Consider the following 21,373-nt stretch of genomic DNA (forward strand, 5'->3'; position numbering starts at 1 on the left):
TCATACCGAAATGACGACATCTTGAGACTTTTTGAGATTCGCCCCAAGAGAGAATGGAATTTCTTGATATGAAAAGGCCAACGATTGCAGACCTTGCAAAGGCTGCTGGAGTGTCTGTGTCAACAGTCAACCGCGTTCTCTACGAACCCGAGTCTGTTCGCGAGCATACCCGAACACGGGTACTGGCCGCCGCTGAAGAGATCGGATTTTACGGGCTAGGGACCATCAAGCATGCCATCAAGGCTCCGCAGATGGCACACCGGCTCGGTGTGCTCCTGCAGCGCAAGGAACGCACTTTCTATCGGCTGCTGGGCGAAGCGATCACTCAAGCCGCACAGACATATCCCGGTGGCGGTATCGAGCTGACACTGGAGTTTCTCGAAGATTTGACACCGGAGAAGGTGGCAACGCACATCCTCTCCTTGGGGAGCAGATGCGAGGCAATCGCTATTGTGGCTCCGCAGCATCCGATTGTAGCCGATGCCATTGACAGCGTGCTTGAACAGGGAGTCCCGGTTGTCTCCCTGATCGGTCCACTGACGGCAAAAGGAAACATCAGTTTCGTTGGTCTTGATAACTGGAAGGTAGGCCGGACTGCCGCATGGGCCTTTGACAGGATGGTCCGTGTTCCAGGTAAGATTGGCATTCTCGTGGGAAGCCATCGCCTGCGCAATCAGGAAATGAACGAAAGTGGATTTCGGTCCTACTTTCGTGAACATAATTCCGGCTTCACGTTGCTTGAGCCACTGCCAACTTATGAATCTGCCGTTGTAGCCAGGGAACATGTCGAAAAGCTTCTGACTGAACACCCTGACATGTGCGGGCTATACATCTCGGGCGGAGGTGTCACGGGAGCAATAGCGGCACTTCGAGCGACGCCAAAACGTGATGACTTTGTCGTCGTTGGCTACGAACTCTTCGAAGACACTCGTGCCGCGCTGATCGATGGGACATTCTCATTGCTGATCTCCCATCCGATTGAACGCTTCGGTTCCGAAACGATCGCCACATTGATGAAGGTCAAGACCGCTGGCCCTGATGCCGGCGTATTCAGGGTGACTTTTGGCTTTGACATGTACGGTCCAGAATGCATCTGATCCTTCAAAACGGCGCGGCGACGAGTGGATGGAGCAGGTCACCGACGAGGATTAATCATCCTGCTCAAAACCCTTCCGCCAACGTGATCGCCGTTCTCCGCTTATGAACTGCCTCTTTCGACAGAGGGCACTTCTTATTTCCGTTATTTTGAAGATGACTGGGGAATGCCTCCGCGCTCGGCACCGCCATCAGTGATGCGGTGTCGGAACGTCTCCCGTAAGAGTTTTGCTGCCAAGGATGGCGAGCGGGTGACGATCGTCGAATTCGAGTCGGAGAAAATGCGCCGATCACGCCATCAAATAAGTAAGTTTCGGAATGGCACGTATCAATTCAATTTGCTTGTGACCCGAGGTGCAATGCGGCTAACTCCCTGCATTTCATTCCGCCGCCTGGATCAAGCTGTTCCCTTTCCAGAGCTATACGGCTGATGCGCGTTTTTTAGAGATTGCATGCCCGTGTTCCATTCCGTGCGCCACATTCGTGCCCATCCTCAACTTTTGCTCCTCGCCTTCATGATCTTCGTCCAGGGCTCCGCCTATGGCTCGACCCTGCCCTATCTCTCGATCACGGCGATCCGCGAACTGGGTATGAGCGATCAGGCCTATTCGGTCCTGGTCTTCGTGACATCGGCATCGGCGGTCACGATCAGCGTTTCGCTCGGCATTCTCTCCGACCTGATCGGCGACCGGCGCAGGATCATGATCGCCATGGCGCTGATGGGAGTGGCCGGCTATGACGCGATCTTTTTCTTTCCTTCAGTTCCGGTGTTCATAGTCGCCACGGCATTCGTCATCCCGTTCTTCCAGTCGGTCAGTTCGCTGATCTTCGTGGGTGTGCGGGCTGAAACGGCCACCCTTCCGGGTCGGGAGGCTGCCGCGATCAACGCCACAGTCCGGGCTTTCATGTCGGCCTCCTGGCTCATCATCCCGGCAGCGATGGGACTGGCATTCGCCGGCTCGGCGAGGATGATGGGCGCCTGGGGCGTCGCCGGGCTGTGCGCGAGGCCCTCACCCATGCACCTCTGTGTTGCGCAAAGCCCGGCAGATATGTTCTGGACGGAGCGTCGATCGATATCCGGTTGAACGGGATGCTCGATGGAACAAGGATCACCGCGACCGAAGCCGGGCAATTGTCATTTTCCATCGTGGTGGAAGATCAAAGTGTTTCCGTGCAACTGCCGCAAGACGACGGATCGATCCGTTACGCCGCGGCCGTTGCCGATGCGGCGGATCTGAGAGTCATCCACGACAAGGGCATCTTGGAGATTTTTGCTGACGGAGGAGCCGTCTGCGGCACGCGACGCAACTATCTCAACGTCAGACCGGACAAGCTTGTTATTCTATCAAAAGCACATATGAGCATTTTCAGCGGGGAGTAATCGCATCGCGCTGTAGTCGCTCTAAGAGGTAGCTTCTGTACATCGATGGCGTAGCGGCAAAATTAGGCAAAGTTGGAATATCACACTCCCCGCATTTGATGATGCGGGAGATTGCTGACGGGACTGGTGCTTGATCTGAGACGTCGGTTCCTATCGCACCTCGAATTCCGGATCGGGTGGAACCTGCATGGCGAGAGCGAGATGATTTGTCTGCGCGGCAAGCCCGATGATCGTCAGGAGTTCGCCATGTTGGGCATCGGTCATCCCGCGCGCACGAGCGGCGGCGGTGTGGGATTGAACGCAATACTGGCAGGCATTGGCCGTCGACACCGCGATGTAGATCATCTCGCGCGTCAACGGATCGATGGCGCCTTCCACCGTCATCACTGATTTGAGCGTTTCCCACACCCGTTTGAGATTTGCCGGATCGTTTGCAAGTGCACGCCAGAAATTGTTGATGAAATCGGTCTTGCGTGTCGCCCTGATGTCATCGAACACCGCTTGCACGGCCGGAATGGCCGCGGCCTCTTGATCCGACAGAAGTTTGACTGTTGCCATCGAAAGTTCCTTTCCGGGCGCCGATCTTCGGCCTCAAACATGATTTTGCTCGGCGATCCCACGCCGCCGGCGGAAGATACGAAGAAACGCCAACGGCCGCCAGCCTCCCTGCCGGCGAGGAAATCGAGGCGGCTGTTTCACGAAAACAGCTTAAATTAGAAATTATTGTCTACAGATTTTGTAGATTATACGGTTCCATAGCCCCGTCGACTTCAGCGCTGAGATTTCGAACTCCCAATGGATGCATGCCTGGGTGCATGTGACCTGCCGACTTCTTGCAATATCAACAGGAGATTTCCATGAGCAATCCGGTTCTCGTCAATCAGATCATTCCCGAGTCCGACGTCGTCCCGCTGACCGGCCGTGTCGGAGCCGAAATCAAAGGTACCCGCCTCGGCGGAGAGCTTTCGGATGCAACGGTGGCAGCCATCAACCAGCTTCTCCTGAAGCACAAGGTCATCTTCTTCCGCGATCAGGGACATCTTGAGGATTCCGAACAGGAAGCCTTCGCGCGCCGCCTCGGCGACCTCGTGCCGCATCCAACCCAGGGACCGGTCGCCGGTACGGCCTCCATCCTCAATCTCGATTCCAGCCGCGGCGGCGGCCGAGCGGACCAGTGGCACACCGACGTCACCTTCGTCGACGCCTATCCCAAATTTTCCGTCCTGCGCGGCGTCGTCATTCCGGCGGCTGGCGGCGACACGATCTGGTCCAACACCCACGCCGCATATGAAAGCTTGCCGGCGCCGCTCAAATTGCTGGCGGATAATCTGTGGGCCATTCATAGCAATGCCTATGACTATGCCGCCGTGCGCCCTCGCGCCACCGCTGAAGAGAAGAAACATTTCGAGGAAGTTTTCACCTCGACCATCTACGAGACCGAGCATCCGGTCGTGCGCGTCCATCCGGAAACCGGTGAAAGATCGCTGCTTCTCGGCAACTTCGTTCAGCGACTTGTCGGCCTTTCGAAGAGCGACTCCGCGAAACTCTACGAAGTGTTCCAGTCCTACGTCACCGCCCCGGAAAATACCGTGCGCTGGCGCTGGAGAGCCGGAGATGTCGCGATCTGGGATAATCGTGCGACACAGCACTATGCCGTCAACGATTATGGCGACCAGCACCGCGTCGTGCGCCGGGCCACCGTCGATGGCGATGTTCCCGTCAGTATCGACGGCCGTCGCAGCATAACCCACGTCAAGGCTGCCAAGCCGCAAGCAAAAGCGGCGTGATCGCACACATCTGAGTGTCGCCCGGAAGCAAAATGCGCCACATGCCTTACGAGAAGGACAGCTTCTCGCTTGGCCGGGTCAGCGTTTCCGGGCGCAGCACCGCATCGAGGTGCTCCTTCTGCATCAGGCCGCGTTCGAGAAGGATTTCGTAGACCCCCCGTCCGGAATGATGCGCTTCGAGCGCAACCTCCGTGGCGTTGCGGTAGCCGATATAGGGGTTGAGCGCCGTCACGATGCCGATCGATTGCTCGACCGTCTGCCGCAACCGGTCGCGGTTGGCGGTGATGCCGCAAATGCAATTCGCTTCGAGCGTCAGGCAGGCATTGGTCAGGTGGCTCAGGCTGCGATAGAGGCTGTAGAAGATCACCGGCTCGAACGCGTTCAGTTGCAGTTGGCCGGCCTCGGCGGCCATGGTGATCGTCACGTCATTGCCGATCACTTCGAAAGCGACCTGGTTGACCACCTCCGGGATGACAGGGTTCACCTTGCCGGGCATGATCGAGGAGCCGGCCTGGCGTGCAGGCAGGTTGATCTCGTTGAAGCCGGCGCGCGGCCCCGAGGATAGAAGCCGCAGGTCGTTGCAGGTCTTGGACAGCTTGACCGCCACGCGCTTCAGAACACCCGAAAGCTGCACGAAGGATCCGCAATCCTGTGTCGCCTCCACCAGGTCAGGTGACGTAACCAGATCGACGCCGACGATTTCGGACAGGCGCTCGCGCACCAACGCCGCATAGCGAGGATGCGCGGTGATGCCGGTGCCGATCGCGGTGGCGCCGAGATTGATTTCACGGATCAGCGAAACCGCCTCGGAAAGCCGGGCCTCGTCTTCCGCCAGCATCAGCGCGTAAGTTCCGAATTCCTGACCGAGCGTCATCGGCACAGCGTCTTGCAATTGCGTGCGACCCATCTTGAGGACGTCGGCGAACTCGACCGCCTTGGCTTCGAAGGCCCGGCGCAGGATCGCCATGGCGTCGACCAGACGATGAACGCCGATCCATGCGGCAAGCTTCAGCGCCGTCGGATAGACGTCGTTGGTGGATTGCGAGAGATTGACGTGTTCGTTCGGATGCAGGTGCTGGTACTCGCCGCGGCGATGCCCGAGGACTTCCAGCGCCCGGTTGGCAATCACCTCGTTGGCGTTCATGTTGGTCGAGGTTCCCGCCCCGCCCTGGATCAGATCGACGACGAACTGGTCGTGCAGCGCACCGTCGCGGATTTCGATACAGGCCGCGACAATGGCATCGGCCCGCTCCTGATCCAGAAGGCCGAGGCTAACATTGGCCTCAGCCGCCGCCTGCTTGATCGCCGCCAGGGATGCGATCAGATCCGCCGATTCCTTCAGCGTCTGACCGGTAATCGGAAAATTCTCGACCGCACGCAACGTATGCACGCCGTAATAGGCCGCGGCAGGCACGTCGCGATCGCCGATCAGGTCGTGCTCAACACGGATAGCAGTCATATCGGATGTGGTCATGACAGGAACTTTCGAGTGGGGCGCTGCCGGCACGCATTGCGGCGGCAGGCTGAAGACGAGAATGGCTGGTGACGCGGCAGCATAGCCGCGTCTGCAGGCGTCATCGGGTCGGGGCGGCCTCCTCCCCGTCCGCCTCCGATCGGCGCAGCTTGAACGGAAAAGAGACGCCGCCTGTCGTGACACCCATCGTGTTCACGCGCTGGGGATGATGGAACGGCGCGAGTTGGCTGCGGGTATCAGCCGAACCGATCCCGAGCCGCTGGAGAAGCTCCGTCACGACGGCGTAAAGGATTTCAAGGTTGCCGTCCTCGATCTTGACCGAGATGCCGAGCGCACCGTCCGTTCCCAATCGCCGGGTTGCATCCGAAGCCCGCACGCCGATCGCATAGCTGGCATCGGCCCCGAGCTTGCCGATGAGGGCGCCGTTGAATGCGCGCATCAGCAGCGTGCAGTAGCGTCCCTCGCCCGCGACCATGTCAGGATAGCGCACCATCGCATGGAAGATGCGGGCCAGCGCCGCACCCCGCGCCGACAGCCCCTCACCCGACCCGTCCCCGTCCGCCGCCGAAGCAAGCTTGGCATAAATGCGGGCCAGGCGGTCCAGAGGAAAAGCGGGAGTCGGAAGATTGCATCCGTCGATCCCCCATTCGACATCCCGGACGTCTAGATCGCAGAGTTCGGCGACGGTGCGCTTGACCCTTCCCTGCATCGGATGATCCGGCAAGTGGTAGCCTTCCATGCCCGCGCCGATCGCCCGGGCGCCGGCAAGCATGCCCACATGCTTGCCCGAGCAATTGCTGCAGACGCCCGTCGGGACAAAGTCCTCCTTGATCCATGAGCGGTTGACCGTTTCCGACAGCGAAGGATGACCGCCGCAGCGAAGGTCGGCCTCCTCGGCCTTGATCTTCGACAGCATGGCGCGCGCGCGCGCGATATGCCGCCCTTCGCTGCTGTGGGACGCGCACATCAGCGCAATATCCACATCATCGAAGCCGAAACGCTCGACACCCTCCGTCTCCAGGATGGCAAGCGCCTGGACCGGCTTGGCGGCGGAGCGGGCAAGCGTTATGCGCGCCGGATTTCCCAGCGCGTAAAGCAGCCTGCCCGTTGCATCGACGACAGCCGCGTGGACGCGATGGCTGTTCTCGACGATGCCGCCACGATCGGCGACGACGAAATCCTCACTCGAGGTCATGTCTCTCTCCATTCATGCCGCGCCCCGGCGGCAATATGCACCGCCGGGCAAGCTTGGATTGTCGATCGGTGTCAGGCGAGATCAAAACCGCCGCGGTCCTCGCCCTGTTCGGCGGCGAGCATGTAAATGCGCTCACGCATCAGCAGCCAGCCGACGACCAGCGCCGGAATGATCAGCGCCAGAGAAGCGACCGTGTAGGTTCCGACCGGATAGTCGAGCGCCATGAGGATCACGACGACCGCAAGGAAGCCCAGGGTCAGCAGGCCAGTATAGGGCGCGCCGAACATCCGGAATTCGGGCCGCGCCAACTTGCCTTGCCGCGACAGTTGCCACAGCTTGAGCTGGCACAGCACGATCACGCCCCATGCGGCGATGATGCCGAGGGCGGCGACATTCAGGCCGATCTCGAAGGCCTCTGCCGGAACGACGGCGTTCAGCACGACGCCGAAGGCGGTCACGACAGCTGTCACCGCAATGCCGACATAGGGCACGCCGGACCGGTTCATCTTCGCCAGCGCCGCCGGCGCCGAGCCGGAAATCGCCATGGAATGCAGGATGCGGCCTGTGGAATAGAGGCCGGCATTGAGCGACGACAGGACGGCCGTCAGCACGACCAGGTTCATGACGACGTCGGCGCCCTGGATGCCGATCTTGCCGAAGAAGGTCACGAACGGGCTCTCGCCGCCCTTATAGGCGGTATAAGGCAGCAACAGCGACAGCAGCAGGACCGAGCCGACATAGAAGACCACCAGGCGCAGCACGACCGTGCGGATCGCCCGCGGCATGACCTTGCGGGCATTTTCGGTTTCACCGGCGGCGGTGCCGATCAGCTCGATCGAGGCATAGGCGAACACCACGCCCTGGATCACCACCAGTGCCGGCAGGACGCTGTTCGGGAACATGCCGCCGAAATCGGTGATCGTGCTGAGACCCGGAACATGGCCGTCGATCGGCGTGCCGGTGACGACGAAGTAGACGCCGACGATCAGGAAGACGACCAGGGCGAGGACCTTGACGAGGCTGAACCAGAATTCCAGTTCACCGAAGACCTTCACCGACAGAAGGTTCATCGAGAGGACGAGGACCAGCGCCGCCAACGCAAACACCCACTGATCGATCATCGCGATCCAGGGGACATAGGCCTTGAAGAAATTCATGTAGAGGGCGACCGCAGTGACGTCGGCGACCGCCGTCATCGCCCAGGTCAGCCAATACATCCAGCCAACCGCGAAGGCGAGCTTTTCACCGTAAAATTCGCGGGCATAAGAGACGAACGAGCCCGAGGTCGGGCGATGGACGATCAGTTCGCCGAGAGCCCTCAGAACGAGAAAGGCGAAAAGGCCGCACAAGGCATAGACCAGCACAAGTGCCGGACCGGCAGCGGCAAGCCGGCCGCCGGCGCCGAGAAACAACCCCGTGCCAATGGCGCCACCGATGGCGATCATCTGGATCTGCCGCGGCTTCAGCGCCTTGTGGTAGCCGAGATCCTCCTCGGCAAAGACCTGGCGATCCGCCTCACTTCTATTTTGCATGACTGTCATTTCTCCTCCCTCCATGGGTTCGGCAACCTCCCGGCCGCCCCTCCGTGCAGACCTACAAAGATGTTAATCTGCTATGCGGTCTGACAGGTTTGGCGATTTAAGGAAAAACCACCCTGCAGTCAAGGATTTTCACTCTGCTATTTGTGGATGCGTCACCGCCGGCCTGTGGAAAGCCAGCGTCTGGCGACTGAACAACGTCGCTTCCTTACGCTGCGCGACAAACTTCAGCGCGGCGCGGCGCCGATGATGCGGCTGACAGCCGCCTCGACCTTCCTGAGATGAATTTCCATTGCCGTCTGGGCCTCGGCCTCCGACCCTATCCGAATGGCTTCGACGATGGCGCGATGCTCTTCATTCGATTCCTGACGGCGTGGCCCCAAGGCGGTCAGCAGCCCGGATTGCTGCGCCATCGCCTCGCGGACGTCATCGACGATGTCGCGAAAGACGGCATTCTTTGACGCCTCGGCGATCAGCCCGTGAAAATCCGAATCCAGCCGCACCCAGGCCTCGGTATCTTCTTCCCGCTCCATCCGGTCGCAAAGGAGAAGCAGCCGGGACAGCTCGTCATCGCTTCGGCGCAGCGCTGCCCAGCCGGCAGCGGATACTTCGACGAAGGGCCGCGCCTCCACCAGATCACGCGCCGAATAATCGCCGTAACGGATATCTCGGCCACCGCCAGCCGCGAGCACATAGGTTCCGCTTCCCGTTCGCGTCTCCGTCAGCCCCAAAATCTGTAGCGAGCGCAGCGCTTCCCGCACGATCGGACGGCTGACACCGTATTTCGTCGCAAGCTTGGCTTCCGACGGCAGCTTGGAACCGGCGGCAAAACGGCCGGATAGAATGAGATTGCGCAGTTCCTCGAACACAAGTTCCGAGGCGCTTTTTCGACTGAGGATCGCGGAGTCGGATAGCCAGTCTTCTAGATCGTTCATCGCTTTGTCTTCGATCGGCAGAGCCCCGGACGTCCGGGCGCGAAATTGAAAATCATGTCGTCAGCGGCGATTCTCTTCACCGGCAATGCCGATGATGGACCGCTTGACCTCCAGCAGGTGCTCGGCCATGGCTGCCCGCGCATCCCCCTCGCTGCCTGCGGTTACGGCCTGGAGAATGCGGCGGTGCTCGGCGTTGGAGGCTTTACGCCGGCCGCGAACATGCTCCACCAGTTCCGATTGCGTCGAAAGCGCCCCGCGGACATCGGCAACGACCTTCCCGAAGATCGCATTGCCGGAGGCTTCGGCGATCCCTCCGTGAAACTCAGCGTCCATCCGCACCCATATCTGGACGTCCTCCTCCACGTCCATCCGGTCGCACAAGGATGTGAGCGATGCGAGCTGCTCGTTCGAGCGCCGCAATGCGGCCCAGCCCGCAGCCGGGATCTCGATACAGGGGCGCGCCTCCATGAGATCGCGGGCGGAATAAGCGCCGCCGCCGAGCTGCCGCGCCGGGCTTTCCGAAACGACGAAGGTGCCCCGCCCGGTTCTGGTCTGTGTGAAGCCCAGCGTCTGCAGCGAGCGGAGCGCTTCACGCACGATCGCCCGGCTGATGCCGTAACGTTCGGCGAGTTGCACCTCCGCGGGAAGACGGGTTCCGAGCGCCAGTTTCCGACTAACAATCGCCGTGCGGAGATCTTCGAAGACCGCCTCGGCAGCGTTTCTTCGGCTTATCTCTTTCTTCGCCGACAACCATGAATCCATATCCTGCATCGAAGGACGATGCGGGCATTCGAAAGAGCTGTCAAGCAACCGGACAAGTGCGCGGAAAAGGCGCTGTCAGCATCTCGGCGCGGTACGCGAAGTTGCGGTTGACGGCCTTTTAGAACAGATAGCGGAAGCGCTCTGGCGTGGCAGGCCATGCATTTATCGGAACGGCTCCTGCGTCGCATTCGTCGCCGCCAAGAGATCAGCGAGCCGTCAACTCGATTCGGACACGCTGCGCAAGCGGTTCCCCTCAGCAATCGAGGGCAAATGATGCAGGTCGCGACGCCACGGTAGGCAAGCCACGACAGGCCTCGATCGGCTCCTCATCCTGCGCGATCGTGTAATCGCCTGCGGGTGAATTTCACCGACAGATCGGGAAGCCCGAACTGGGACACAATTCTACAAATACCTTATCGGGACCAATTTCCGGGCGTAAATATTTTTATAATTTTATAATGGTGGCCGAAATGACATCCAGGTAAAATACTTGAACAATAAAACCATTCCGACATTTTATTGTGTTATTCTAAAAGCATGACCTCTTGGAAGTTCCATAGATCGGTTTTTACAACGAAATACACACCGACTTCACCGGCCATGCTAGACAAGCAGGAGGCCAGCACGGTGGCCTCGCCAATTCACAATAAAAAAAGGAGGCAGCAAATGTCGAGGCATAACAACGCCAAACCCTTTATCGCCAGTGACCGCCACGACTTTGGCGCCAACGGCAGGCGCCCGCATGGTAATCCCTCCGCAAAGGAATTGATCGCCCATGCCGTCGCCGCACGCACCGACCTCGCCGCGCAACCTGAGGAAGCGCGCGCAGCTGACGAACTCCGTCAAGCAAAGAAGCCGCGGCATCATTTCACAAAACGCCGAAACGCTGAGACCGAAGATATGAGTCTGGCTGTCCGGGAACTTCCCACAATGGGTGAACTCAAGCAGGCGCGGAGCGATCACAGCATGAAGATCGCCACTCGGGAAGCTGAGAGGCGCGCCTAGGCGGGTGGCTCAGCGCTCTAATCGGATCGAAGCCTGGATCAGATCTTGGTGGAAGCAGTGGTTGCGCAAGTCCTCTGTCAACTTGAGCAGCCTTTCCTTGACCAGACCGGCAGGCTCGCCTCGCGCCAGCATTCTATCGATCAGGCCCTGCTGAATGCAGATCATCTGCCGGTCGACAATCACTGCCAGCGCGCGAGTTCCAGGTCCTTCGGGGAATTGGTCGTAAGACGGCGACTTCGTATTCAGGGCTTCCATCCCGGCGAGCTTCACCGTCATCATTATAACTTTTAAGGGATGGTTATGGTAGTAATCATCACAACTGAAACTGCTGCGAAACGCGACGAGAATTGGCGGCTGCTGTCCATCCTCAAGCGAGCGGACTACGCGACGACAGATCTCGTTGCTTCGGAAAATGGCGACCGTCGCGAAGGGGTGATGGTAGTCCGGCGCATCAGGGCAGCGACGATCCGGGTGCCCGCCTACCCCTCTTAGAGGCGGTGGAAGATGGGCGCCGATCCTGAGGCTTTGGCATCATGGGAAAACGAAGGGAGCGCAACCCGAGCCGGACGCCCCTGCGGAAAGAACTTGATGACCCCGTGAGGCGATTGAGCGAGGAATGCCGAACCATCGTCGTGTTCGCTGATATGGAGATGCCGCGCCATGGTTATCCTGCAGCGACCATGCCAATTACAGGCGCGATTGCCGGCATGCTGTCGGGTGATAGCACCATTGCTCCGGCTTGAGTAAAGGCTGACGGAATCTTCCTTGCACCGAGTTCATTCGGAGGCCGGGCGGCACACATGTGGTAAGTGGCCCTATTGCGCGGACCAACATGATTAAATGAAAGAGATCTCGCCGCCCATCCTTCGAAATACGCGTCAGACCGGATGACGCGGCAGAAAAGATCCAGATATGCGCGAGAGATGAGATGGCTTCGAACGCAATTCAGGACGTGATCGAGAGCGCGTTGCGTCCTGCAGGCCTGAACAAGGACGGCAAACAGAGCGGCAACCGACCGCTAGTCACGTAGAAGCAGGAAATTTATAAGTATTTTTAAATGTCCGCGACGCATTGCAAAGCACAATCTTGATCGCTTTCTGTTCATCCCAAATATTTAATTTGCCAGCCGCATTGATTAGGCGCAGGATAGATCTTCAGTAGCTTTTTACCCGGGCGCTACTGCGTGGAGGCTGACGGTTCCCTTCGCCCCAAAATTAAGGAGGGCAGCATGTCTTCCAATCTCCACATGTCTGTTCGGACCTCTGACATGGCTATATTGCAGGGCGTACTCGACAACGCAGGATACGATTGCACAAGTAGCCTCGAAGATCCCAAATGTTACAACATCGCCGTCAAATTGCTGTTCAAGCTTTACAATGATGGAATGACCTCGCCCGCCGCCCTTACTATCGAACTCAGCCGGCACTTTGGAAAAGCACCACTGTCCTCGAAATCCTCCGCGGAGTTCGAAAAGAATCGCAAACTGATACAAGGAATCGGACCAGTCGTTGTAGTCAGTCGCCTACCGGCGCCTGAGCAGACTCGTTAAGTTACTTCTCGCAAACCTCATCCAGTCTCGGTCATCTTTCGACAGTCGCTTTTATCAAGCGCGCGATTTCCGACAGATTCCGCTCTCCAAAGAGACAGGCGGCACCTTTAGCGCATGCGGTTGGTGAGGAACGTAGGGAAGCGCACAATGATGACATCGTCCGACGCCGCCACGCTTCTCCAGGATGCAGCGGACCGGATCGCGGACATCCCGCGTTCTGATCTGCAGATTATGCTTCGGCGAGCGGCACTCCGGCTGCGCAATGCGACGACTGTTTCTATGGAAGACGATGTTGATGAAGTCTTGCGGGACCTCGCCGGCGAACTCGGGCAAACACGGGAAGACGTGATGAGATACATCATCAGGGAGTGGATGGTAAAGAACAGCTTCCTGTCCGGGCATGTGCTGGACGAGGATGGCGAGTTGGGCGGATCGGCATAACCTTGCCACGTCTGAGCTCGACATGGAATCGCGACAGAGTTTTAGACGCCCTTTACACTAACTTATCAGATGTGTCGCGTCGGCGGCATGAAACGATAATCCCTGTAACTTCGTATTTGAACCGGCGTCCGCTTGGCCCCGAACACAAGGCTTTATCGTCGTTGCTTGCGGAACTAAGTTCCGGCGACCGACGCTACCAGAGCTTCACATGCCGGTTGACGTCCTTGTAGAGCAGGTAGCGGAACCGGCCGGGGCCGCCGGCGTAGCAGGCCTGCGGGCAGAAGGCGCGCAGCCACATGAAATCGCCGGCCTCGACCTCGACCCAGTCCTGGTTGAGGCGATAGACCGCCTTGCCCTCGAGCACATAGAGCCCGTGCTCCATGACATGGGTTTCCATGAAGGGGATCACCGCGCCCGGCTCCAGCGTGACGATATTGACGTGCATGTCGTAGCGCACATCGGCCGGATCGATGAAGCGGGTCGTGCCCCAGCGGCCGTCGGTGTCGGGCATGGCCCGGATCGGATGGTCGTCCTCATGGGTGACGATCGCCGGCGGCGGCTCCAGCCCGTCGACCTCCTGAAAGGCCTTGCGGACCCAGTGGAAGATTACAGCAGCCGAGCCGTCATTCTTCAGACGCCAGGCCGAACCGGCGGGGATATAGACGAAGGAGCCGGCGCGCAGCGTATGGCTGACACCTTCGAGTTCCACCGTCATGCCGCCTTCGACGACGAAGAGCACCGCTTCGGCCCGCTTGTCCGGCTCCGGCCGGTCGCTTCCGCCACCCGGCTGAACCTCCATCACATATTGCGAGAAGGTCTCGGAGAAGCCGGAAAGCGGACGGGAGAGAACCCATGCCCGCGTTCCCGTCCAATGCGGCAGGAGGCTGGTGACGATATCGCTCATGACGCCGCGGGGGATGACCGCGTAAGCCGTGGTGAAAACGGCCCTGCCGGAAAGCAACTGGGTCTGCGGCGGCAAACCGCCGAGCTTCGAAAAATACTCTGTCTTGTCCATTGATGCGGCTTTCCGGGCAGATGTCTCTGCATCTGCTTTATGCGCCGCCGGCCGGTTAAGCAACTCCCAACGCCTTTCGTTACCGGTCGGCCATCACCAGATGGCCCGGCCCGACTTCACGATACAAGGTGGCCGGAGGCTGGTAGTCCACGGCACGCATCGGGCTCTTGATTTCGTCATTCGCCACCATGCGTTTTTCGTGGCGCCGATCGGGATCCGGCACGGGCACGGCGGCGATGAGCTTCTTGGTATAGGCATGCTGCGGATTTTCGAAGACGGCGGCGCGCGGGCCGATCTCGACGATCTCGCCGAGATACATCACCGCCACCCGGTGGCTGACGCGCTCGACCACCGCCATGTCGTGCGAGATGAACAGGAAGGCGAGGTTGAGGCTCTGCTGCAGGTCGAGCATCAGGTTGATGACCTGCGCCTTGATCGACACGTCGAGCGCCGACACGCTTTCATCGGCGACGATGACCTTCGGCTGCAGGGCAAGCGCCCGGGCGATGCAGATGCGCTGGCGCTGGCCGCCGGAAAATTCATGCGGATAACGCGCCGCCATGTCCGGGGAGAGCCCGACCTTGACCAGCAGATCGGCGACGACCTCCCTCGCCTCTCTTGCGCTGCCCATCCGGTGCTCGAGATAGGGCTCTGCGATCGCTGCACCCACCGTCATGCGCGGATTGAGGCTGGCGAACGGATCCTGGAAGATCATCTGCACGGATTTGCGCATCTCGCGCAGATCCTTCCTGTCGAGGCCGAGCACCTCCCTGCCCTCGACGAGAACGGAACCCGCCTGCGGCTCGATGAGACGCATGATGGCGCGGCCCGTCGTCGATTTACCGCAGCCGGACTCACCGACGAGCGACAGCGTCTCGCCGGCATGAAGATCGAAGGAGACGTTTTCGACCGCATGCACGCGGCTGGTCAGCCGGCCGAACAGGCCGGAATGGATATCGAAACGCTTGGTGAGGTTCTTCACCTGCAAGACCGGCGTCGCGGCGACGGTATCGGCGGCCTCAGCCGGTATGTCCGATTCGCCTGTCGCCGTATTGACCACGGGAAAACGCAGCGGCCGCCGGCGGCCCTGCATCGAGCCGAGCACCGGCACGGCCGACAGCAGCGCCCTGGTATAAGGGTGTTTGCCGCGGTGGAAAATATCGGCGGTGGCACCGCTTTCCACCTGTTCCCCGCGATACATCACCACCGTCCGATCGGCGATCTCGGCGACGACACCCATGTCATGGGTAATGAAGAGGACGGAGGTCCCCTCCTCTTCCTGCAGCATCTTGATGAGATCGAGGATCTGGCCCTGGATCGTCACGTCGAGGGCCGTCGTCGGCTCGTCGGCGATCAAGAGTTTCGGCCGGCTGGCGAGCGCCATGGCGATCATCACCCGCTGGCGCATGCCGCCGGAGAAACGATGCGGATATTCGTCGAAGCGCGAGGCGGCAGAGGGGATGCGGACTTTTTCCAGCAGCCTGATCGTCTCGGCCCTGGCATCGGTCCGGCTCATATCGGAATGGCAGAGCAGCGCTTCGGAAATCTGATCGCCAATGGTGAAGAGCGGATTGAGCGAGGTCATCGGCTCCTGGAAGATCATCGCCACCTCGTTGCCGCGCACCTGCCGCATGGCCTGTTCCGGCAAGGCCAGCAAGTCGCGCCCACCGAGCATGACGCGGCCTTCGATGCGGCTCATGTCCGGCTGCAGCAGCCGCATGATCGAGAGCGAGGTGACGCTCTTGCCCGAGCCGGATTCACCGACGATCGCCACGGTTTCACCGGGTGCGACGGTGAAGGAGACATCGCGCACCACCGGTTTCCAGGCGCCGTCGACCAGAAAGGACGTCGTCAGCCCCTCGACGGAAAGAACGGTGCTGGCTGAAGCGATCGATTGTGCTTGGACGCTGCCCATGTCAGTCGGTTCCTTTGCGGCTCAATCCGGCCAGCGCAGCACGCCGTCGAAGCGGTGCCGGCTGCGGTTTTCGATCGGGGTTGCGATGATCTCGTTGGAGGCGCGCGCCTTGTCGAGTTCCTCAGCCAGGCGGTTTGCAACGATGACATCCTGGCCCGGATGCAGGTTGCACGGGTCGAGATAGAAATAGCGGTGCTCCACCTCATGGTCGCGTACGATGATCGGCGGGTTGCCCCTCGCCAGCGCATCGGCCAGATCCCAGGCGGTGATATGGGCCTGCTCGGAATCGACGATAAGACGCAGCCGGTCGAGCGGATTGTTGGTCGGATCGGGCTCGATCAGCGCGGTGACGCCGGGACGGCCGTCGAGTGTGCGCTTCCACAGGGTGAGCGAGCCGGTCTCGCGCTCGCGGATGCCGGCATGATCGCGCTTTTCCCAGGCTTCGAGGGCCGCCATGACGCCGAAGATGCTCTCCTTGCCGACCTTCATGCCGCGGCCGATGCCCATGTTCTGCAGAAAGGCATGACGCACCAGCTCCTTCCGGCCGGCAACGATGCCCGAGGTCGGGCCGCCGAGGAACTTGTGGCCGGAGTAAAGGGCGATATCGGCCCCCTGCTCCAGGAAGATCTTCAGGTCATATTCTGAGGCCGCATCGACAATCACCGGCACGCCCCTGGCATGGGCGATCTCGACGAATTCCTTGAGGTTCAGCAGGCCGTAATCGACGACATGGTGGGAGACGACATAGACGGCCGCGGCAGTCTTGTCGGTGATCGCCTTTTCCATGTGGAAGCGATGCGTCGAGGTCGCCTGTCCCACAAGCACGACCTTGCCGCCGGCAAGCCGGATCGCCTGGTCGACCGGCGCGCCGTAGCTCACCACATGGCCCATCTGCACCAGCACCTCGTTCTTTTCGGACACGGCATCCGGCAGCTTCTCGATCGCCAGCAGATTGTCGCCGGTGATGGCGCCGGCGACGGCCAGCGAAATTCCGGCCGAGCAGGAGGCGGTGACGAAGCCGGCCTCGCCGCCGGTCAGGCGGGCGATGACGGCGCTTGCCTTGCGCTGCAGGTCGTTGATCTCGACGAAATGCGGCAGGATCGATGCCATCGCCTCGATCGCCTCCGGCACGACGATCGAGGCGCCGAGGCTGGTCATCGTGCCGGATACGTTGATGACGGGGCGAAGGCCGAGCGAAGGTCTGATGTCATTGGGCATGAAGGTCTCCAGAAGTCTCAGTCGAGCAACGGGCCATGGTGGACGCTGCTCCGAATATGAAAGCTCTCGTCAGCCATTCAAGGCGACGATCGCCTCGATTTCAACGGTGATGTTGCCGGGCAGCGAGCCGAAGCCGACGGCCGAGCGGGCATGTTCGCCGGCCGCGCCGAAGACGGCAATCAGCAGATCCGAGCAGCCGTTGATGACACTCGGATGATCCTCGAACTCAGGCACGGCATTGACCATGCCGAGAAGCTTGACCACCCGCTTGACGCGGGAGAGATCGCCGAGCGCATCATGCATGACGGCGAGCAGATTGATGCCGGTCAGCCGTGCATGCCGGTAAGCCTCATCGACACCGACATTGGCGCCGACTTTGCCGGCGTGCAGGAAGCCGTCGGCCTCGCGCGGCCCCTGGCCGGAGAGGTAAAGCATATTGCCCTCCACCACATGCGTCACGAAATTGGCGATCGGCGGCGGCGGCGGCGGCAGCTTGATGCCGAGGGCGGCTAACCGTTGGTAAGGCGAATTCTCAACCTTGCCGGCGGCGTTGGGAAACTGATTCACGCAAACTCCTGTCATGCGAATTGGATTAGGCGAATTTCGATTGGCCGACGTCTGGCCAGCGGATTAAAGGTCCTTGCGAAGTCTTGGGTCGAGCATGTCCCTCAGGCCGTCGCCGACCATCTGCAGCGACAGCACCGAGAGGATGATGGCGACACCGGGAAACAGCGTCATCCAGTCGGCCTGGCCGATATATTGGCGGCCGGCTGCAATCATCGTTCCCCACGTCGGAATTTCTGGGCTGACACCGAGGCCGAGGAAAGACAGACCGGCTTCGGCAAGCATCGCGCTGGCGAAGAGGAACGTCGCCTGCACCAGGATCGGCGACAGCAGGTTGCGCAGCACGTGCCGGGTCATGATGTGGAAAGTGGAAATGCCGAGCGCCCTCGCCGCCTCGACATAAGGCAGCTCGCGGATGACGAGGGTCGAGGCGCGGACGATGCGGGCCAGACGCGGCGCATAGACGATCGACAGGGCGATGATCACAGTGGTCAAGGACGGGCCGAGCGCGGCGACGAGGGCGATCGCCAGCAGAATATCTGGGAATGCCATCATCGCATCGATCAGCCGGGCGATCGGCGTATCGAGCTTCTGGAAAAAGCCGGCAAGCAGGCCGAGCGTCACGCCGATCACCGCCGACAGGCTGACGACCGCAACGCCGACGAGCAGCGACAGGCGGCCGGCAAAGATCGTCCGCGAGAAGACGTCGCGGCCGAACTCGTCCGTGCCGAAGAAGAAGGTGCCGCTCGGCGGCTTCAGCCGGTTGACGATGGAAAGCTTGGAGGGCGAATAGGGCGAGACGACAGGCGCGAAGACCGCCAGCAGCACGAAGATCGCCAGGATCAACAGGCCGAAGGCCACCGTTTTGCGCTTGAGCAGACGGCGGACGAATTTGCTGCCTTCGCTCTCGGCTGATTTGATTGCGATATCGGCCATCAGTAGCGCACCCTCGGATCGACCAACAGATAGAGCATGTCGATCGCAAAATTGATCAGCACATAGAGGGCGGCGATGACGAGCAGCGCCCCCTGGATGACGGGGTAATCGCGCCGCAGCACCGCCGAGACGACGAGATTGCCGACACCCGGCAGGCCGAAAACGGTTTCGGTGACGACGGCGCCTGAGATCAGCACCGCCGCCGTCAGGCCGAGCACCGTCAGGATCGGGATCAGCGCATTCTTCAGCGCGTGCTTGAGGATGACCTTGCACTCGACCAGCCCCTTGGCGCGCGCCGTGCGGATATAGTCGTCGCCTAGCACATCGAGCATCGAGGCGCGAGTGAAGCGCAGGATCAGCGCCGAGGAGACGATGCCCAGCGCAAAGGCCGGCAGTGTCAGGTGATACATTCGGTCCGCGAAGGTCGAGCCGGGGCCGCCATAGCCCGAGACCGGGAAGAGGTTGAGCCGGACGGCGAAGAACTGCATCAGGATGAGGCCGAGCCAGAAGCTCGGGATGCTGGCGGCAAACATCGCCAGCGTCGTTGCCGCCTGGTCGACGAAGGAGCCGCGCCGATAGGCGGCGTAGATGCCGATCGGCAAGGCGATGATGCTGGCGATGGCGAGCGAAAACAGCGTCAGGAAGAAGGTCGGCTCGGCGCGGTCGAGCAGAGCGGAGGTGACGGGCATGTTGAGGAAGATCGACTGGCCGAGATCACCCTTCAGCAGCTGGCCGATATAATAGAGATATTGCAGACTGAGGGATTGATCGAGGCCGAGCCGGGCGCGGAGATCGGCAACATCCTGCGGCGTCGCATCCGGCCCGAGCATGACGGCGGCCGGGTCGCCCGGCGTCACGCGCACGATGACGAAGACGATCGTGACGACGAGAAACATCACGACGATCATGCCAAAGAAGCGCTGGAGGATGTAGCGGATCATGAATGATGGCCTTCAAGCCCTTGCAGATGCAGCAGAAAAAACCGGCGCCGAGCCCCGCAGGGCCGGCACCGGCGGCGATGCTTACTTCTTGATCGAAGCGTTCCAGAAATACGGCCACGGGGCCGGATCGACACCTTCAAGCTTGACCGACTTTGCCGCGACGGCGTTGAAATCGCCGATCTTCATGAAGGGCGCGTCTGTATAGATAGCCTTCTGGACATCGGCCCAGAGCGCCACGCGTTTCGTCGGGTCGACCTCGGAGGTGAAGGCATCGACGGCGGCCTTGCGGGCCGGCGTATCCCACCAGCCGGGCGAACTGGTCGAGAGCGAGCCGATCAGCGCCGGCTCCGGCAGGAAGGGGCTGTGGGTGATGTAGATATCCCAGAGCTTCGGATCGGTGCGGCGCTGCGTCAGCGTCGCCCAGTCCACCACCTGCATATCGACGGTGAAGCCGGCAAGCTTCAGATATTCGGCGGCGACCTGCGCCATCTTGTAGTGAAATTCGTACTGGCGGCTGGTCAGGATGCGGATCGGCTCGCCATTGTAGCCGGCCTTCTTGGCGGCAGCGGCAGCCCCTTCCGGATCGGCGACGTTATAGGCGCCTTCGACGCCGGCATCCGTCGACCAGGAAAAGGTCTTCGGATAGATGGCGCCGTCGAGCGCATAAAAGTCCTTGCTGCCGAAAGCCGCGGCCAGCATGTCTTCCATGCTGAGCGCCTGGCGGATCGCCTTGCGAACCTCGACATTCCCGGCAACACCCTCCTTCGTGTTGAAGACGAAGACCGGGTAGCCGAAGGGCTTCAACATGACCGGCTGCGAGGCGGTAGAGGCCTTCAGCTTGTCGTAGGATTCGACCGCGATCGAGTCGACATAATCATACTGGCCGGAGATGGCGGCCTCGACGCGGGTGTTCGGGTCCGGCACCGGCACGAAGCGGATTTCATCGAGATATTGATGGCGGGCGCCGCCATAACCATTGCTGTCGCCTTCGCGGGACTTGTAGCCGTCGAAGCGGACGAGCTGGATATACTGGTCGGCCTTGCGCTCCTTCAGCATATAGGGGCCGGTGCCGATGAACTCCTTCATCGGTTCGTCCTGCTTTTCCGACGGGATGATGATCGCCGCCGAATTGTTGAAGGCGAGCAGCGAGGTCAGCGGCGCATAGGGCTGCTTCAGCGTGATGGTCACTGTCGAGGCATCAGCGGCGGTGATCTTGTCGATGAAGCCGGCCACCTGCTTGCCGCGCGAGGCGATCTTCATCCAGCGGTTCAGCGAGGCGACGACATCCTCCGAGGTCATGTCGCTATTGTCGTGGAACTTGATGCCGGTCCTGAGCTTGATCGTATAGGTTTTGCCGTCGGCGCTGATCTCGGGCAGACTTTCCGCCAGCAGCGGCGTGACGTTCCAGCTCTTGTCGAACGTATAGAGCGTTTCGAAAATATGCTGCGTAACGATGCCGACGAGATCGGCCGTCGACGACATCGGATCGAGCGTCGGCGGCTCGCCGATCGTCGCGACATTGATGACGCCGCCCTTCTCCTCAGCAAGCAGGGTCGAAGGCAGGGCGACGAGCGCAGTGCCGAGCAGGAATGCGACAAGCGGTTTCATATGAGAGCTCCCAG

Annotated in this window: 22 protein-coding genes; 8 read left to right on the plus strand and 14 right to left on the minus strand. The window is 60.6% G+C overall.

The features are described from left to right. Positions 1-53 precede the first annotated feature (53 nt). The 3 genes from FHX03_RS16010 to FHX03_RS16020 all read left to right on the plus strand — a co-directional run bounded on the left by FHX03_RS16010 (position 54) and on the right by FHX03_RS16020 (position 2,476). The gene (locus FHX03_RS16010; RefSeq protein ID WP_210202856.1) at positions 54-1,097 is read left to right on the plus strand and encodes a LacI family DNA-binding transcriptional regulator; all 1,044 of its coding nucleotides are present in this window, start codon (positions 54-56) and stop codon (positions 1,095-1,097) included. Between the two features lie 450 nt (positions 1,098-1,547). Beyond that, entirely contained in the window at positions 1,548-2,180 is a 633-nt protein-coding gene (locus FHX03_RS16015) for a hypothetical protein (RefSeq protein ID WP_183854517.1), read from the plus strand. 5 nt (positions 2,181-2,185) lie between these two features. After that, on the plus strand, positions 2,186-2,476 hold the full coding sequence (locus tag FHX03_RS16020) for a GH32 C-terminal domain-containing protein (protein ID WP_246699262.1): 291 nt from the start codon (positions 2,186-2,188) through the stop codon (positions 2,474-2,476). Between the two features lie 150 nt (positions 2,477-2,626). On the opposite strand, the gene FHX03_RS16025 is transcribed toward FHX03_RS16020, so the two are convergent. Next, entirely contained in the window at positions 2,627-3,034 is a 408-nt protein-coding gene (locus FHX03_RS16025) for a carboxymuconolactone decarboxylase family protein (protein ID WP_131710838.1), read from the minus strand. A gap of 299 nt (positions 3,035-3,333) precedes the next feature. Here FHX03_RS16025 and FHX03_RS16030 point away from each other — a divergent pair, with 299 nt between their 5' ends. Continuing rightward, the gene (locus FHX03_RS16030; RefSeq protein WP_183854519.1) at positions 3,334-4,263 is read left to right on the plus strand and encodes a TauD/TfdA dioxygenase family protein; all 930 of its coding nucleotides are present in this window, start codon (positions 3,334-3,336) and stop codon (positions 4,261-4,263) included. Positions 4,264-4,309: 46 nt separating this feature from the next. Here the strand turns inward: FHX03_RS16030 and aspA are convergent, their stop codons facing one another. From aspA to FHX03_RS16055, 5 genes are all read right to left on the minus strand, one after another. Next, positions 4,310-5,737 carry an aspartate ammonia-lyase gene (gene aspA, locus FHX03_RS16035; RefSeq protein ID WP_183854521.1) on the minus strand — a complete coding sequence of 476 codons (1,428 nt, stop codon included), beginning with the start codon at positions 5,735-5,737 and terminating at the stop codon, positions 4,310-4,312. A 100-nt stretch (positions 5,738-5,837) separates the two neighbouring features. After that, the gene (locus FHX03_RS16040; RefSeq protein ID WP_183854523.1) at positions 5,838-6,932 is read right to left on the minus strand and encodes an asparaginase; all 1,095 of its coding nucleotides are present in this window, start codon (positions 6,930-6,932) and stop codon (positions 5,838-5,840) included. A 71-nt stretch (positions 6,933-7,003) separates the two neighbouring features. Further along, the gene (locus tag FHX03_RS16045; RefSeq protein ID WP_183854525.1) at positions 7,004-8,473 is read right to left on the minus strand and encodes an amino acid permease; all 1,470 of its coding nucleotides are present in this window, start codon (positions 8,471-8,473) and stop codon (positions 7,004-7,006) included. 224 nt (positions 8,474-8,697) lie between these two features. After that, positions 8,698-9,405: a FadR/GntR family transcriptional regulator gene (locus tag FHX03_RS16050; protein ID WP_183854527.1), complete on the minus strand. Its 708-nt coding sequence runs from the start codon at positions 9,403-9,405 to the stop codon at positions 8,698-8,700. A 60-nt stretch (positions 9,406-9,465) separates the two neighbouring features. After that, the gene (locus FHX03_RS16055) at positions 9,466-10,176 is read right to left on the minus strand and encodes a FadR/GntR family transcriptional regulator (protein WP_183854529.1); all 711 of its coding nucleotides are present in this window, start codon (positions 10,174-10,176) and stop codon (positions 9,466-9,468) included. Between the two features lie 618 nt (positions 10,177-10,794). Between FHX03_RS16055 and FHX03_RS16060 the strand changes: the two genes are divergently transcribed. Continuing rightward, the gene (locus FHX03_RS16060; RefSeq protein ID WP_312865339.1) at positions 10,795-11,172 is read left to right on the plus strand and encodes a hypothetical protein; all 378 of its coding nucleotides are present in this window, start codon (positions 10,795-10,797) and stop codon (positions 11,170-11,172) included. A 9-nt stretch (positions 11,173-11,181) separates the two neighbouring features. Here FHX03_RS16060 and FHX03_RS16065 read toward each other — a convergent pair whose 3' ends face one another. Next, the gene (locus FHX03_RS16065; RefSeq protein ID WP_183854814.1) at positions 11,182-11,448 is read right to left on the minus strand and encodes a hypothetical protein; all 267 of its coding nucleotides are present in this window, start codon (positions 11,446-11,448) and stop codon (positions 11,182-11,184) included. Between the two features lie 24 nt (positions 11,449-11,472). Here FHX03_RS16065 and FHX03_RS34500 point away from each other — a divergent pair, with 24 nt between their 5' ends. The 3 genes from FHX03_RS34500 to FHX03_RS16075 all read left to right on the plus strand — a co-directional run bounded on the left by FHX03_RS34500 (position 11,473) and on the right by FHX03_RS16075 (position 13,162). Then, positions 11,473-11,664 (plus strand): hypothetical protein, encoded by a 192-nt coding sequence (locus tag FHX03_RS34500; RefSeq protein ID WP_246699258.1) that lies wholly within the window; start codon positions 11,473-11,475, stop codon positions 11,662-11,664. A 736-nt stretch (positions 11,665-12,400) separates the two neighbouring features. After that, a complete protein-coding gene (locus FHX03_RS16070) occupies positions 12,401-12,721 on the plus strand; it encodes a hypothetical protein (protein WP_097629006.1) in 321 nt (106 codons plus the stop codon). 150 nt (positions 12,722-12,871) lie between these two features. After that, a complete protein-coding gene (locus FHX03_RS16075; RefSeq protein ID WP_097629070.1) occupies positions 12,872-13,162 on the plus strand; it encodes a ribbon-helix-helix protein, CopG family in 291 nt (96 codons plus the stop codon). 193 nt (positions 13,163-13,355) lie between these two features. On the opposite strand, the gene FHX03_RS16080 is transcribed toward FHX03_RS16075, so the two are convergent. From FHX03_RS16080 to FHX03_RS16110, 7 genes are all read right to left on the minus strand, one after another. Continuing rightward, entirely contained in the window at positions 13,356-14,177 is an 822-nt protein-coding gene (locus FHX03_RS16080; RefSeq protein WP_097629005.1) for a bifunctional allantoicase/(S)-ureidoglycine aminohydrolase, read from the minus strand. A 79-nt stretch (positions 14,178-14,256) separates the two neighbouring features. Further along, on the minus strand, positions 14,257-16,092 hold the full coding sequence (locus tag FHX03_RS16085) for an ABC transporter ATP-binding protein (protein WP_183778140.1): 1,836 nt from the start codon (positions 16,090-16,092) through the stop codon (positions 14,257-14,259). Between the two features lie 21 nt (positions 16,093-16,113). Further along, positions 16,114-17,310 (minus strand): aminotransferase class V-fold PLP-dependent enzyme, encoded by a 1,197-nt coding sequence (locus FHX03_RS16090; protein WP_183854531.1) that lies wholly within the window; start codon positions 17,308-17,310, stop codon positions 16,114-16,116. Between the two features lie 69 nt (positions 17,311-17,379). Further along, the gene (locus FHX03_RS16095) at positions 17,380-17,892 is read right to left on the minus strand and encodes a RidA family protein (RefSeq protein ID WP_041672209.1); all 513 of its coding nucleotides are present in this window, start codon (positions 17,890-17,892) and stop codon (positions 17,380-17,382) included. Positions 17,893-17,940: 48 nt separating this feature from the next. After that, positions 17,941-18,810, minus strand: a complete 870-nt coding sequence (locus FHX03_RS16100) for an ABC transporter permease (RefSeq protein ID WP_183778136.1) — start codon at positions 18,808-18,810, stop codon at positions 17,941-17,943. Continuing rightward, a complete protein-coding gene (locus tag FHX03_RS16105) occupies positions 18,810-19,751 on the minus strand; it encodes an ABC transporter permease (RefSeq protein WP_183854532.1) in 942 nt (313 codons plus the stop codon). The genes FHX03_RS16100 and FHX03_RS16105 overlap by 1 nt, the downstream gene beginning before the upstream one ends. Before the next feature lie 81 nt (positions 19,752-19,832). Then, the gene (locus FHX03_RS16110; protein WP_183854533.1) at positions 19,833-21,359 is read right to left on the minus strand and encodes an ABC transporter substrate-binding protein; all 1,527 of its coding nucleotides are present in this window, start codon (positions 21,357-21,359) and stop codon (positions 19,833-19,835) included. Positions 21,360-21,373 lie beyond the last annotated feature (14 nt).

It is taken from the genome of Rhizobium sp. BK456, from assembly GCF_014194045.1.
GTDB lineage: Bacteria > Pseudomonadota > Alphaproteobacteria > Rhizobiales > Rhizobiaceae > Rhizobium > Rhizobium redzepovicii.